The sequence below is a fragment of the Nonomuraea thailandensis genome (assembly GCF_024172165.1).
Lineage (GTDB): Bacteria > Actinomycetota > Actinomycetes > Streptosporangiales > Streptosporangiaceae > Nonomuraea > Nonomuraea thailandensis.
This window is the reverse complement of the sequence record NZ_JAMZEB010000002.1, coordinates 6,780,050-6,792,952: the sequence shown is the minus strand read 5'-3', so window position 1 is coordinate 6,792,952 and position 12,903 is coordinate 6,780,050. Positions and strand designations below refer to the sequence as shown.

Sequence of the window (12,903 nt, the reverse complement as noted above, 5' to 3'; positions counted from 1 at the left end):
GGCGTCACCTCCCGGCGAACGTCAGGTTGATGACCCGCTGGTCGTGGCTCCTCATCTCGGCGAGCAGGCGGACCTCCTTGCCGGCGAAGTCGTGCACGGTGATGCGGAAGGTGTTCTTGCCCGCCCAGGTCGCGCGGATGAGGTGCCGGTCGTCGTACCAGCCGACGGCGTACGCGGTGCGGCCCGCCGGCAGCGTCGCCTGCCGGTCGCCGGTCGCCGTGTCCCAGACGCACGTCGTGTACTGGCCGCAGCCGGTCGTCGTGAACAGTTTCCCGGACGGGGAGAACCACTCCTCCCCGATCGGCCGGCCCACCCAGTGCATGGTGCGCGTCTCCCGGCCGGTCAGGTCGCGCAGGCGCGCGCCGAGGGTCCCCTCGGGAGTCGTGTAGACCGACATGACGCCCGTCCCGTCCGGGAGCCAGTGGTAGACGGGAGCCGACCCGTCGGCGTCGGGCGCGTCCAGCGCGTCCGTGGTGGGGACGAACGTGGAGGTCCTGGCGGTGATGTCGAGGATCACGTAGCCGGCGGTGAGGCGGCGCTGCTTGCCGTCCTCGCCGAGCAGGTCGCGGAAGACGGTGAGGAGGGCGCGGCGGCTGTCGCGTGACCAGGTGAGGAACTGCCCGACCTGCGGCGCGTCCGCGGTGGGCAGGGAGAACCGCGCGCCGGTGGCGCGCTCGGTGATCGTCACCTCCTGGCGCTCGGTCACCGCGACCGACAGCTCGTTGACCACCGCGAGCCAGCGCCCGTCAGGGGAGACCACGGCGTCGGTGTTGTCGCCGGCCACGCGCTGGAAGGTGTCGGCGCCGGGCGTGCGCGCGTAGCCGGCGGTCTGGTCGGGCGCCACGCCCGTACGGTAGGACGCCAGCCGCACCGGGTCGTCGGGGTGCTCGTACAGGGTGCCGCCGCTGGGCAGGGCGATGCGCTTCGTGGGCTGCGGCGGCGACGCAGGCGGGCTGGCGGCGGGGGTCGTCCTCCCGGTGGCGGCGGGCGTCGCGCTCGTCGCGGGCGCCGCGCTCGCCGTGGGCGCGGCGGCGGGCTCGCGATCGCCCGTCAGGACGTAGGTGAGGCCGCCGGACAGCAGCGCCACGGCCACGGCGGCGGCCGTCATGATCAGGAGCCGGGAGCGCCGGCGCGCGGGCGGGGGCGGCGGGGGCTCGGCAGCCGGCGGCGGGTCGGTGGGGATGGCGGTGTCCAGTGCGCCGGAGTAGCCGAGCAGGCGTAACAGCGCGTCCTCGGCGGCGGGCCGGTCGCCCGGCTCGGCGGCCAGGCAGTCGGCGGCCAGCGTACGCAGCTCGCCGTCCAGGGGCCCCAGGTCGGCCGCGCCGTGCAGCAGCCGGTTCACCGTGTCGGTCATCGTGCCCCCGCCGAACGCCGACCGGCCCGTCGCGGCGTAGACCATGGTGGCCGCCCAGGCGAACAGGTCGGAGGCGGGAGCCGGCGGCAGGCCGTCGACCTGCTCGGGGGTGCTCCAGGCCAGGGCGCCCGCCTCGACGGTCTCCTCGTCGGGGGCGGGCGCCTCGGGAACGGGGTGGCGCAGCCGCGCGCCCTGCGGGCCGAGCAGCACCGTGTCCGGGCGGACCGCCCCGTGCACGACGCCGGCGCGGTGCAGGGCCGCCAGGCCGGTCATGGTGGCGATGGCCAGGCGGTGCAGGGCGGCGCCGCCGAACGGGCCGTGTCCCTGGACCTCCTGCTCCAGCGTGGGCCAGTCGGCTTCCTGTCCGACGACGTATCCGAGCCCGGCCGGTTCCTCGGACATCGCGCTCACCTCTCGGCCAGCGTGACGTAGAAGTCGCCGAAGTCCTTGCCGGGCAGGGTGAGCACGATCCGGCGCTCCTGGCTGCGCAGGTCCATGGCGACCAGTCTGTCGGGTTCCTGGCTGGGGTTGTAGATCAGCAGGTGGTTCTCGTCGTACCAGCCCCAGAACTCGCTGCCCTCGAAGAAGATCGCGACACTGGCGCGGCGCACGCCCTCGGCGGTGTCCCAGACGCACACCGTGCCGCCGCTGGGACAGTGGGTGAGGAAGAGCTTCCCCGAGGGGGAGAACATCCGGATGCCGCCGGTGTACCCGACCCAGTTCATGGCGCGCGTCTCGCGCCCGGTCAGGTCGGAGATCCGCATGCCGTAGTCGTCGCCGGACCTGTAGGAGAGGGCGACGCCGGCGCCGTCGGGCAGCCAGGCGTAGGAGCCGCGCCCCTGGCGGGTCTCGGCGTCGGTGTCGACCGGGGTGACCGCCTTGGTGGCCACGTCGACGATGGCGAACCCGCCGGGCACCGGGGTGCCGTCCTCGTCCTTGCCGGTGCCCTTGGTGGTGGTCAGGAGCAGGCGCTTGGCGTCGCGGGACCAGGTGGGCCGCCGCGCCGGACCGACCTCGACCTCGAAGCGGTCGCCGCCCGTCCGGCTCACGAAGGTCAGCCTGCCGCCGGTGAGCAGGGCCAGCCAGGCGCCGTCGGGGGAGGCGGCGACCTCCTCCGACCTCTTCTCCTGGCTCTTGGTGAAGCGGGCGGTGCCGGGGGCGCGCACGTACAGGTCGTCGCCCGTCTGGTAGGCGACGACGCGGAGCCTGTCGGCCGGGTGCTCGTGCAGGGCCAGCCCCAGGCCGGGGGCCGCGATCCGGGCGAGGGGCGTGGGCGGCGGTGAGGGCGGGGCCTGGGCGGCCAGCGAGCTGATGGCGGTCGCGGACGGGGACGGCGTGGGCGTCGCGACGGCGGCCGGGGTGCCCGTCCTGGACTGGAGGGTGTAGACCGCGCCGGCGGAGGCGAGCGCGATGACCAGCCCGCCCGCCACGGCGAGCGCCGCGAACCGCCCGGTACGCCTCGGCGGCGCGGCGGCGGGCTCCGGCGGGCCGGCGGGCGGCGGCACGACGGCGGTGAGGTCGCCCGTGCGGGCGGTGAGCAGGGAGTGGCCGACCAGCTTGAGCAGCGCGTCGCCCGCCGTGGGCCGGGCCCGCGGGTCCTTGGCCAGGCAGTCGGCGATCACGCCGCGCAGGTGGTCGTCCAGGGCGGACAGGTCGGGCTCGTGGCGCAGGACGCGGTTCATGGTCGCCGAGGTGGAGCCGCCGTCGAAGGGGGCCTCGCCGGTCGCGGCGAACACCATCGTGGCAGCCCAGGCGAACACGTCCGCCGGCCCGCCGGCGGGTTCGCCGCCCTCCTCCCGCTGCGGGGCGTCGCCGCCGAAGTGTTCGGGGGCGGTGTAGGCGAGGCCGCCGACGCGCTGGGTCGCGGTCGCGGTGGTGGCCTCCAGAGCGGGGGCGACGCCGGCGTTGATCAGGCGGGGCCCGTCGGGGCCGAGCAGCACGTCGCCGGGGCCGAAGGAGCCGTGCACCGCGCCCGCCTGGTGCACGGCCACCAGGGCGGCCATCGTCGCGATGGCCAGCCGGTGCAGGGCGGAGCCCTGGAGCGGGCCCCGGGCGGCCACGGTCGCCTGCAGCGTCTCGCCGTCGACGTACTCGGTGACGAGGTAGGGCAGCCCGTCGCCGGTCTCGCCGGAGTCGAGGACCGCAGCGGTGTAGTACGCGTCCTGGGCGCGCACCGCCCGCATGGCCCGCAGGAAGCTTGTGGCGTCGGACGGGTACACCTTGATCACGACGGGGTCGCCCGAGTCGTCGCGCGCCAGGTAGACACCGCTGTCGGCCAGCACTCCCTCGACGGTGTAGCCCCCGAGCCGCCGCGGATCGTCCGCGGATAACGGTGAAATGTCGGGCATCGGCGAGACCTCCACTCGGCACCACGATAGATCATCAGCCCTCTCCCCGGAGGAGTCTCATCGCTAACGTCTTTCTGTTAGCAACCCTTGACGCTTAAGAACGCTAACGTGATACTGCTATCAAAGCTATCGCCAGCCTTGCGAGGAAAAGGGGCGAGATGTTCCATCACGGCAGCCGGTTCACCTTCAGGCCGGACACACCCCCGCGACAGCGGGCGGAGGCTCCCGAAGGCCCGCGCGACAAGGGCAGGGCCATCCCGCCGGTCAGATCGTTCTTCGCCGGCCGGGATCATGACGGCGACGTGCGCTTCACCGCATGGCGGCGGCACGGCTGCGCACCCGGCGGGCACACCCGCCGTACGGTGCTCAAGGCCATCGCGGTGACGGCGGCCGGCACGGCCGTGGCCGGAACGGGCCTCACGGCCGCTCCCGCTGCCGCTCAGACGTACGCCGTCGCCCCCGGCGCCTCCGTGGAGGTCGCCCTGACGGTCAACGGGCGGCTGCGCAAGGTCGTCCTGGAGCCGAGGGTGACGCTGCTGGACGCGTTGCGCGAGCGGCTCGGCCTGACCGGCACCAAGAAGGGCTGCGACCGGGGCGAGTGCGGGGCGTGCACGGTGCTGGCCGACGGCGAGCGGGTCAAGTCGTGCCTGACGCTGGCGGTGATGCGGCAGGGCGCCGAGATCACCACGGTGGAGGGCCTGGCGCGGGGCGAGGAGCTGCATCCGGTGCAGGAGGCGTTCATCCGGCACGACGCGTTCCAGTGCGGGGCGTGCACTCCCGGCCAGATCATGTCCGCCGTGGCCTGCATCGACGAGGGGCATGCGGGTTCGGAGGCCGAGATCCGCGAGTGGATGAGCGGGAACCTGTGCCGGTGCGCGGCGTACCAGAACATCGTCGCCGCCGTCGCCGACGCCGCGAAGGGGGTGCGGCGGTGAGAGCGTTCGGCTACACGGTCGCGGGCAGCCCGGCCGACGCGGTGCGGATCGCCGCGAGCACCCCCGGGTCGGCCTTCGTGGCGGGCGGCACCGACCTGCTGAACCTGATGCGCGACGGCGCGCAGGCCCACGACCACCTCATCGACGTCAACCACCTCGGCATCGGCGAGATCACCGCCGGCGCCGCCCGGCTGCGCGTCGGCGCGGCGGCCCGCATGCGGCAGGTCGCCGAGCACCCCGGGGTGCGGCGGGAGTTCCCCGTGCTGTCGCAGGCGCTGCTGGCCTCGGCCTCCCCGCAGGTCCGCAACATGGCCTCGATCGGCGGGAACCTGCTGCAGCGCACCAGATGCGGGTACTTCCGCGACCAGGCCTCGCCGTGCAACAAACGATCCCCAGGCAGCGGCTGCCCGGCGATCGGCGGGCACAACCGGGGGCACGCCGTCCTCGGCGGCAGCGACCACTGCCTCGCCACGCACCCCTCCGACCTGGCGGTGGCGCTCACCGCCCTGGACGCCACCGTGCACCTGCTCGGCCCCGGCGGCGAGCGCGCCGTCCCCGTCGCCGACTTCTACCTCCTGCCCGGGGCCACCCCGGACCGGGAGACCGCGATGCGCCCGGGCGAGCTGATCACCCGGGTGGAGGTGCCGCGCACGGCCCTGGCCGGGCGGTCGCGCTACCTGAAGCTGCGCGACAGGGCCACGTTCGAGTTCGCGGTGGTGTCGGTGGCGGCCGCGCTGCGGACAAGGGGCCGCGTGGTGCAGGACGTGCGGCTGGCGTTCGGCGGCGTGGGCACCCGCCCGTGGCGGGACCCCGGGGTCGAGGCCGCGCTGCGCGGCCGGCCGCTGACCGCGCAGGCGATCGCCGAGGCGGGCCGGCTCCTGCTCCGGGACGCGCGGCCGCGCGAGGGGAACACGTTCAAGGCCGAGCTCGTCCAGCGGGCGCTGGCGAGCATCCTCGGCGAGCTGGGAGGGCTTCGATGAGCGAGCTGGTGGGGCAGGGCGTGGCGCGGGTGGACGGCCGGGCGAAGGTCACCGGCGCGGCCCGCTACGCCGCCGACCAGGAGGTGCCCGGCGCGCTGCACGGTCACCTGGTGATGAGCACGATCGCCCGTGGCGAGGTCGTGGAGATCGACACCGGGGCGGCGCTGGCCCACCCCGGCGTCGTCGCGGTCTACACCCACGCCGACATGCCGGAGCTGGGGCTGAAGCTGCCGGACTTCCCGTACAACAGGCCGTACATCCCCATGCTCGACACGCGCGTGCACCACCACGGGCAGCCCGTGGCCTACGTCCTGGCCCAGACCCTGGAGCAGGCGCAGGAGGCCGCCGGCCTGGTGAAGGTGCGCTACCGGGAGGAGGAGCCCGTCGCGCGGCTGGCGGACGCGCTCGACGAGGCGTTCCTGCCGAAGAAGTTCCGCAACCGGGACAACGAGACCGTCCGCGGCGACGCCGCCGCCGCGTTCGAACAGGCCGAGGTGCGCGTCGACCGGACCTACGGCAGCCCCATGCAGCACCACAACCCGATCGAGCCGCACACCACCATCGCCGTCTGGAAGGGCGAAGAGCTGACCCTGTACGAGAGCGCCCAGGGCGTCATGTTCGCCCGGAGCGTCGTGGCGACGGCGTTCGGCAAGGCGCCGGAGCAGGTCAGGGTCATCTCGCCCTACCTGGGCGGCGGTTTCGGCGCCAAGGGCCCCACCTACCCGCACACGCTGCTCACCGCCGCGGCGGCACGCCTGTCCGGCCGGCCGGTGAAGCTGGTGCTGTCCCGAGCGCAGATGTACACCTCCAACGGGCACCGCGCCGAGTACCGCCACCACCTCCGGCTCGGAGCCACCCGGCAGGGCGTGCTGACCGCGATCGCCGGCACCTCGACGGCCCAGGTGACCCGCCTCGACGAGAACGTCTACAACGGCAGCGACTCCACACTCCACCTGTACGCCTGCCCGAACGTCCACGTGCGGCAGCTCGGCGTGCGGCTGGACCTGCCGACGTCGAGCTACATGCGCTCACCGGAGACGACCGCGCACTTCGGCCTGGAGACCGCCATGGACGAGCTGAGCCACGAACTCGGCATCGACCCGGTCGAGCTGCGGATCCGCAACCACAACCCGATCGACCCGCACACCGGCGCCCCCTACGCCGGCAAGCACCTGCTGGAGTGCTACCGGGCGGCGGCCGAGGCGTTCGGCTGGTCGCGGCGCAACCCCAGGCCGGGGACGACCAGGGACGGCGACGAGTACGTCGGCTGGGGCATGGCCACCGAGACCCACACCTACGGCTGGATCAGGTCCGAGGCCGGTCTCACCGTCGGGACGGACGGGCGGGCCACCCTGCGGGCCGCCACCCAGGAGATCGGCACCGGCACGTACACCGTGCTCAGCCAGATCGTCGCCGACGGGCTCGGCCTTCCGCTCGGCCACGTCACGACGCTCCTCGGCGACACCGACTATCCCACCGCGTCCGTGTCGGCGGGCTCGTCCACGATGCCCAGCGTGGTCGGCCCGGTGTCCGCGGCGGCGGGGAGCGCGCGCAAGGCCGTGATCGACATCGCCGTCGCCGACCCGCGCTCCCCGCTGCACGGCGTGCCCGCCGGGGACGTCGTGACCGAGGCCGGACGCCTGTTCGCCCGCGGCGAGCGCGGCCGCGTGGACACCTACCGCGACGTCATGGCCCGCCACGGCAGCGCCGTCGAGGTCGTCGGGCGCGGGGACAACGCGCCCGGGCACTCGTTCGGCGCGGTGTTCGTGGAGGTCAGGATCCAGCCGAGGCTGGGCAGGGTGCGCGTGACCCGGGTCGTGACCGCGCACGACCCGGGGCGGGTGCTCAACCGGCGGACCGCTCGCGGGCAGGTCATCGGCGGGGTGACGTGGGGGATCGGGTTCGCGCTGATGGAGCACACGATGGTGGATCCGAACACGGCGCGGGTCGTCAACCCGAACCTGTCCACCTATCTGGTCCCGGTCTGCGCGGACACGCCGTCGGTGGAGGCGCTGTTCGTGGACCGGCCGGACCCGGACAGGCGGGTCGCGCTCGGCGCTCGCGGTTTCGGCGAGACACCGGGGACGGGCGTGCCCGCGGCCATCGGCAACGCCGTCCACCACGCCATCGGCCGCCGCCTCCGCGACGTCCCCTTCACCCGGGACAAGCTGCTGTGACCCGCGTCCGAGCTGTTCTGACCCGTGGCGCGTGACCTCAGCGGGCCGGCGCGTGGTCCGCGGCGCGGTCCAGGAGCTCGCCGAGGAGGGCCCGCTCGCCCGGCGTGTACAGGCCCGGCGCCTCGTCGAGCACCGCCTTCAGGCCCACGGCCCGCTGGGCCAGGCCCGGGTCGCCGGCCGGGGCCGCCGTGGTGATCGCCCCGAGGACGGCCTCGCGCAGGCGGTCGGGGAGGGCCGCGTCGCGCTCCTCGGGAGGGGTGCCGATGAGGGTGAGCGTGAGGCCGACGCCCGCGGCGTGCACCATGGCGGCGGCCGCCTCGACCCCGACGGAGAGCCGGCCGGCGACGGCGATGCGTTCGATCAGCAGGTGAAGCCGCTCCATCGCCTGCTCGGTGACGCGCCTGCGGGTGCCGGGAGTGGGCCGGCCGTAGATGAGAAGGTAGTGCGCCGGGTTCTCCAGGCCGAAGCCGACATGAGTGTCCCAGCCGCGGCGCAGGTCGTCCACGGGGTCGTCGGAGAGCTCCTGGCTGTGCTTGCGCTCCAGGTAGCGCGCGAGCCCGTCGGCCGCCACCGCTTCCAGCAGCCCGTCCATGTCGGTGAACAGGCGGTAGAGCGTGGGGGCCTGGACGCCGGCCGCCGCGCCGACGGTGCGCGTCGTCACTCCTTCGCGGCCCTTGTCGTGAAGCAGCCTGGTCGTGGCGTCGATGATGCGCCGGCGGACCTCTTCCCGATCACTCATGAAGCAACGATAACGCAGTTCTGATAACGGCTGTCATGGCCGTGCGACGAGCGCCGCCAGCGTCTCGGACTCGGGCCGGGCCGCCGCCGTCCTGTTCCACGGCAGGACCGACAGGGCCCGGGCCATGGCGCACGTGTCGGTGAGCGCGGAGAAGGCCAGGCCCGCGCCGACCGCCCCCGCCACCCACTTGGCCGGCTTCCAGACGACGCTGCCGGCGACCCCGGCGAGCACGATGCCGCCTGCCGCCATGCGGACCTGGCGTTCCATCGCCCAGGTGCCACGGCCGCGATTCACCGGCGCGCCCTGGCTCTCCCAGGCGTTCAGGCCGCCGTCGAGCACGCTCACGGCCGCGAGGCCGGCCGCGGCGGCGATCCGATGAGCGTCGCGGGCGCGCACGCCGGACCGGCAGACGAGCACGACCTGATCGTCGTGCTCGGCGCGAAGCCGCGCGGAGTGCCTGCGGAGCAGGTCGAGGGGGACGTTGGCCGAGCCGGGGATGTGGCCGGCCGCGAACTCCCCGGGGCTGCGGACGTCGATCAGCCGGATGCCCGCGCCGCTGTCGAGCAGAGCGCGGACCTGGGTCGTGGTGAGGGTGTTCATGTGCGGGTCCTTCTGGTCGGTCGGGTGGCGGGGTCAGGTGGCGGGGTCAGGAGACCATGGCCAGGCCGGAGGAGGCGGCGTCGGCGAACGCGTCGTTCACCAGCACGACCTGCCGCCCGGCCCTGGCCAGCAGCGAGGCCGCCGCGGTGGCCCGGTAGCCGCTGCCGCAGTGCACCCAGACGGCCCCCGCGGGGACGTCGCCGGCGCGGGCGGCGAGCTCGGGCAGCGGCACGTGCACGGCGCCGTCGATGTGGGAGGCCTCCCACTCGTTGCCGAGCCTGACGTCGAGGATCACGTCGGGGGCGGGCAGCCCGGCCGGCACGTCACCGGCCAGCGCGGCGGCCAGCCCGGCGAACGTCGTCGTGGGCAGCGACCTCACCTGCGCCGGATCGGTGGCGAGCCCCCGCGGCGTGCCGGTCGCCGCGGCGGCGACGCGGTCGACGCCGATGCGCACGAGCTCGCGCTGCGCCGCCGCGACCTGCTCGGGTGTCTCGCCGATCAGCGTCAGCGGCGCGCCCCAGTCGATCAGCCAGCCGAGCCAGGTGGCCATCAGCCCGTCCAGGCCCAGGCTGACGGTGCCGGCCAGGTGGGCCTCGGCGTAGGCGGTGCGGTGCCGCAGGTCGACCACCCACTCCCCGGCCTCCAGCCGCCCGCGCAGCTCGTCCGGATCGATGAGGGCGGGCCGGCGCAGATCGACCGGCGCGGGGCCGCGCAGGTTGAGCACGCCCATGTGCGCGTAGTAGGCGGGGTAGGCGTCGAGCCCGGCCAGGGTCTGCGTGACGAACGCGTCGGCGGCCAGCCGCAGCGCCGGGTTGACCTGCCGCTCGCGCTCGATCGTCGACTCGTCGCCGGAGGCCTGGGTGGCCGAGCAGAAGCTGCCGAAGCCGTGGGTCGGCCAGATCGCGGCGCCGCCGGGCAGCAGATCGGCCAGCCTGCGCGCGGAGGCGTGCTGCTCGCGCGCCAGCGTGGTGGCGTGCTCGGCGCCCAGCAGGTCGGTACGGCCGGTCGTGCCGAACAGCAGCGAGCCGCCGGTGAAGACGCCCTCGACCGCCTCGCCGCTCTCCAGCGCGTACGACAGGTGGTGGAAGGTGTGGCCGGGTGTGGCCAGAGCGCGCAGCCGCAGCGCGGGGGAGACCTCGACGACGTCCCCGTCGGACAGCGGCAGGTGCTGGAACGGCGCCTGGTCGGCGGACGCGACGCCGTAGTGCGCCCCCGTCAGCCTGGCCAGCTCCAGCCCGCCCGAGACGTAGTCGTTGTGCAGGTGCGTCTCGACGACGTGCGTGACGCGGACGCCGAGCCGGCCGGCCAGGGAGAGCACGCGATCGACATCCCGCTGGGGATCGACCACGACGGCCACCTGCCCGTCGGTGGCCAGATAGCTGCGGTCACCGAGCGACGAGGTCTCGATGACATGGACGTCAACACTCATGATATCTCTTACACCCCCAGGGGTATCCGGAGGCGACGCTACGATTTCCGCTCTCTTCCTGGCGCGGCTTCAGGCCAGCGCCAGGAACAGCTTCTCGAGCTCCTGCTCGGTCATGGGCGGCTCGTCGCCGCGCTCGCGGGCCGCCTGGCAGTGCCGCATCCCGGTGGCCACGATCTTGAATCCGGCCCGGTCGAGAGCCCGGGAGACGGCGGCGAGCTGGGTGAGCACGGCGGCGCACTCCTCGCCGTCCTCGATCATCGAGATCACTCCTGCCAGCTGCCCGTGTGCCCGTCGCAACCGCGTCAACGCGTCGCCCACCAGGGCGGGGGTCATCTCCATGTCCCTGACTATACCCCCCGCCGTATAGCGAGCCGCCGGCACCTGGCCCGTAGTCACTCTGTTCCCTCCAGATTTCACCGGTTTCAGCGGTTTGCAAGCGGCACATGACAGACTTCCCTCACAGATCACGCCGCCGTCCGTCTGGACGGCGAGAAGGGGAGATCATGCAGCTAGGCAAGAAGCTCACCGCCATGGCCGCCTGCGTCTTAATGGCGAGCGGGGCGCTGGCCACGGCGGTTCCCACGGCGGCTGCCGCGGCCACATCGGCCACCACGGCGGCGAGCCAGCGTTACTACTACGGGGCCATCGCCGTGTCGCCGACCGGCCGTACCGGCAGGTCCTGGGACTACGGGACGTTGTCCGCCGCCAAGCGGCGGGCACTGAAGGAATGCGGCCGTTCGAGCTGCAAAGTCCTGGTCACCTTCGCCAACGGGTGCGGCGCTGTCGCCTACAACGCCAGGAGGAACGTCTACTGGGGCGGCAGGGGAAGCACACCCGCCAAGGCGAAGCGGAACGCCGTCAACAACGCGGGCGGTGGCCGCTGGATCGTCTACCAGTGCACCAGGCGATAACGCCGGTACGGCAGCCGCCATTCGCGGTTGAGCCGGATGGACGCGGTCGTCAGGCGGCCCCGGTGACGGGACCGGCGGGCGTGTGCTCGATGACGGCGTCGCCGGCGTGACCAGTGGGCGGGGTGTTCCAGGGAAGTGCATGGCCGGTGACGGCGCACAACAGTGCGCCTGCCGATGAGTGTGTTCGCCCGGATGACGGGCATACGAGCTACCGCGGTGACCGGAACACCCCTGCTCACCGCGTCGAGCTCAACCGGCGTACGAGTCCCAGCCCAGCTTGATCGCGATCGCCAGCCCGCAGGCGGCGGCGAGGTAACGCAGGCTGTGGCCGGGCAGGCGGCGGGCGATCTTGGGCCCGACCCATCCGCCGAGCAGGAAGCCGGCCGCCAGCGGGGCCACCGCGCTCCAGTCCACCGGCCCGAAAAGCGCGAAGCCGACCGCGGCCACCGCGTTGGCCAGGCCGGACAGCACGTTCTTCATCGCGTTCAGCTTGGCGGCCGGCTGGTCGATCATCGCGGTCAGGAGCGCGAACAGCAGGATCCCGCCCGCTGCGCCGAAGTAGCCGGTGTAGCAGGTGACGACGAACAACACGATCCGCCCCAGCGTCCCGTGCTCGCCCCGCCCGCCGCCGGACGGCGGGCGGACCAGCAGGAGCGAGGCCATCGCGATCAGCCAGGGCGCGATGAGCTCGAACGTCCTGGCCGGCGTCACCAGCAGCAGGAGCGCGCCCGCCGCGCCGCCCAGCGCGGCGATCGGGCCGAGCCGGAGCATCCGCCGGCCCTCCCCGGCCAGCTCGGGCCGGGACCCGGCGGCCGCGCCGACGCCGGTGAAGAGGAGGGCGACGGTGTTGGTGACGTTCGCGGTGAGCGGGGGCAGGCCGAAGGCGAGCAGGGCGGGGTAGGAGACGATCGAGGCGAGGCTCACCACCGTGCTCACCACGCCCGCCACGACGCCCACGCCGAGCAGGCCGAGGATGGTTCCGACCGTCACCCGCGGGTCTTCCTGCGGGCGTCCTCGGGACAGATCCTGCCGGCGCGCGAGCGCCACACGTCGATGCCGCACGCGCAGTACGGCGAGCCGTCATCGACCACGAGGTGGTACGTCCCCGTGCACCCGGCCCCCTCGCCGTTCATGGGCGGCTCGTCCTGCTCGATGACCGCACCGGCATCGTGCTCGAACAGGCCGCGCATGCAGCCGGCCGGCCCGGCCTGGCCGCGGCGGGCGCGGCCCGGAGCGCCTCCCGCGTGGCGCGCGACGCGGCCTCGGCGACCTCCGCGGGAGGGATCACGGTGGCGAGGTCGGACATGAGGTGATCCTAGAGCGATCCGGGTGGGAACCGCAGCGCGGGGGAAGCCGCCCGCGCGAACGACAGGGCCTTGCGCCGGCCTGCCGGTCCTGCACGACGGTGCCGCTGGCCTCTTCGCGCGCGA

12 protein-coding genes are annotated in these 12,903 nt (G+C 74.0%); 4 read left to right on the top strand and 8 right to left on the bottom strand.

Annotation, left to right across the window (positions count from 1 at the left end; genetic code table 11):
• Positions 1 to 4: 4 nt before the first annotated feature.
• Entirely contained in the window at positions 5 to 1,756 is a 1,752-nt protein-coding gene (locus tag HD597_RS35070) for a protein kinase family protein (RefSeq protein WP_253747652.1), read from the bottom strand.
• 5 nt (positions 1,757 to 1,761) lie between these two features.
• Complete coding sequence (locus tag HD597_RS35065; protein WP_253747650.1) at positions 1,762 to 3,702, bottom strand: serine/threonine-protein kinase; 1,941 nt, start codon at positions 3,700 to 3,702, stop codon at positions 1,762 to 1,764.
• A 470-nt stretch (positions 3,703 to 4,172) separates the two neighbouring features.
• On the opposite strand from HD597_RS35065, the gene HD597_RS67005 reads away from it, so the two are divergent.
• Genes HD597_RS67005 through HD597_RS35050 form a run of 3 tightly spaced genes read left to right on the top strand, consistent with a single transcriptional unit; the run spans position 4,173 to position 7,794 of the window.
• Positions 4,173 to 4,637, top strand: a complete 465-nt coding sequence (locus HD597_RS67005; RefSeq protein WP_253759595.1) for a (2Fe-2S)-binding protein — start codon at positions 4,173 to 4,175, stop codon at positions 4,635 to 4,637.
• Positions 4,634 to 5,617 carry an FAD binding domain-containing protein gene (locus tag HD597_RS66095; protein ID WP_253747648.1) on the top strand — a complete coding sequence of 328 codons (984 nt, stop codon included), beginning with the start codon at positions 4,634 to 4,636 and terminating at the stop codon, positions 5,615 to 5,617. Before HD597_RS67005 ends, HD597_RS66095 begins: the two co-directional genes overlap by 4 nt.
• Positions 5,614 to 7,794, top strand: a complete 2,181-nt coding sequence (locus HD597_RS35050; RefSeq protein WP_253747646.1) for a xanthine dehydrogenase family protein molybdopterin-binding subunit — start codon at positions 5,614 to 5,616, stop codon at positions 7,792 to 7,794. Before HD597_RS66095 ends, HD597_RS35050 begins: the two co-directional genes overlap by 4 nt.
• A gap of 37 nt (positions 7,795 to 7,831) precedes the next feature.
• Here HD597_RS35050 and HD597_RS35045 read toward each other — a convergent pair whose 3' ends face one another.
• The 4 genes from HD597_RS35045 to HD597_RS35030 all read right to left on the bottom strand — a co-directional run bounded on the left by HD597_RS35045 (position 7,832) and on the right by HD597_RS35030 (position 10,901).
• Positions 7,832 to 8,533, bottom strand: a complete 702-nt coding sequence (locus HD597_RS35045; protein WP_253747644.1) for a TetR/AcrR family transcriptional regulator — start codon at positions 8,531 to 8,533, stop codon at positions 7,832 to 7,834.
• Positions 8,534 to 8,566: 33 nt separating this feature from the next.
• Entirely contained in the window at positions 8,567 to 9,133 is a 567-nt protein-coding gene (locus HD597_RS35040) for a rhodanese-like domain-containing protein (RefSeq protein ID WP_253747642.1), read from the bottom strand.
• A gap of 46 nt (positions 9,134 to 9,179) precedes the next feature.
• The gene (locus tag HD597_RS35035) at positions 9,180 to 10,562 is read right to left on the bottom strand and encodes an MBL fold metallo-hydrolase (protein ID WP_253747640.1); all 1,383 of its coding nucleotides are present in this window, start codon (positions 10,560 to 10,562) and stop codon (positions 9,180 to 9,182) included.
• Between the two features lie 69 nt (positions 10,563 to 10,631).
• Positions 10,632 to 10,901: a metal-sensitive transcriptional regulator gene (locus HD597_RS35030; RefSeq protein WP_080039264.1), complete on the bottom strand. Its 270-nt coding sequence runs from the start codon at positions 10,899 to 10,901 to the stop codon at positions 10,632 to 10,634.
• Between the two features lie 164 nt (positions 10,902 to 11,065).
• Between HD597_RS35030 and HD597_RS35025 the strand changes: the two genes are divergently transcribed.
• The gene (locus HD597_RS35025; RefSeq protein WP_253747638.1) at positions 11,066 to 11,473 is read left to right on the top strand and encodes a DUF4189 domain-containing protein; all 408 of its coding nucleotides are present in this window, start codon (positions 11,066 to 11,068) and stop codon (positions 11,471 to 11,473) included.
• A gap of 249 nt (positions 11,474 to 11,722) precedes the next feature.
• Here HD597_RS35025 and HD597_RS35020 read toward each other — a convergent pair whose 3' ends face one another.
• A complete protein-coding gene (locus HD597_RS35020; RefSeq protein ID WP_253747636.1) occupies positions 11,723 to 12,463 on the bottom strand; it encodes a sulfite exporter TauE/SafE family protein in 741 nt (246 codons plus the stop codon).
• On the bottom strand, positions 12,460 to 12,663 hold the full coding sequence (locus tag HD597_RS35015) for a hypothetical protein (protein ID WP_253747634.1): 204 nt from the start codon (positions 12,661 to 12,663) through the stop codon (positions 12,460 to 12,462). Before HD597_RS35015 ends, HD597_RS35020 begins: the two co-directional genes overlap by 4 nt.
• Positions 12,664 to 12,903 lie beyond the last annotated feature (240 nt).

Excerpts from the sequence above, each read along its gene's own strand:
- HD597_RS35015 (WP_253747634.1), bottom strand. The coding sequence starts at position 12,663 with ATGCGCGGCCTGTTCGAGCACGATGCCGGTGCGGTCATCGAGCAGGAC.
- HD597_RS35025 (WP_253747638.1), top strand. The coding sequence starts at position 11,066 with ATGCAGCTAGGCAAGAAGCTCACCGCCATGGCCGCCTGCGTCTTAATG.
- HD597_RS35050 (WP_253747646.1), top strand. The coding sequence starts at position 5,614 with ATGAGCGAGCTGGTGGGGCAGGGCGTGGCGCGGGTGGACGGCCGGGCG.
- HD597_RS35070 (WP_253747652.1), bottom strand. The coding sequence starts at position 1,756 with ATGTCCGAGGAACCGGCCGGGCTCGGATACGTCGTCGGACAGGAAGCC.
- HD597_RS35035 (WP_253747640.1), bottom strand. The coding sequence starts at position 10,562 with ATGAGTGTTGACGTCCATGTCATCGAGACCTCGTCGCTCGGTGACCGC.
- HD597_RS35045 (WP_253747644.1), bottom strand. The coding sequence starts at position 8,533 with ATGAGTGATCGGGAAGAGGTCCGCCGGCGCATCATCGACGCCACGACC.
- HD597_RS35040 (WP_253747642.1), bottom strand. The coding sequence starts at position 9,133 with ATGAACACCCTCACCACGACCCAGGTCCGCGCTCTGCTCGACAGCGGC.
- HD597_RS35030 (WP_080039264.1), bottom strand. The coding sequence starts at position 10,901 with ATGGAGATGACCCCCGCCCTGGTGGGCGACGCGTTGACGCGGTTGCGA.
- HD597_RS35065 (WP_253747650.1), bottom strand. The coding sequence starts at position 3,702 with ATGCCCGACATTTCACCGTTATCCGCGGACGATCCGCGGCGGCTCGGG.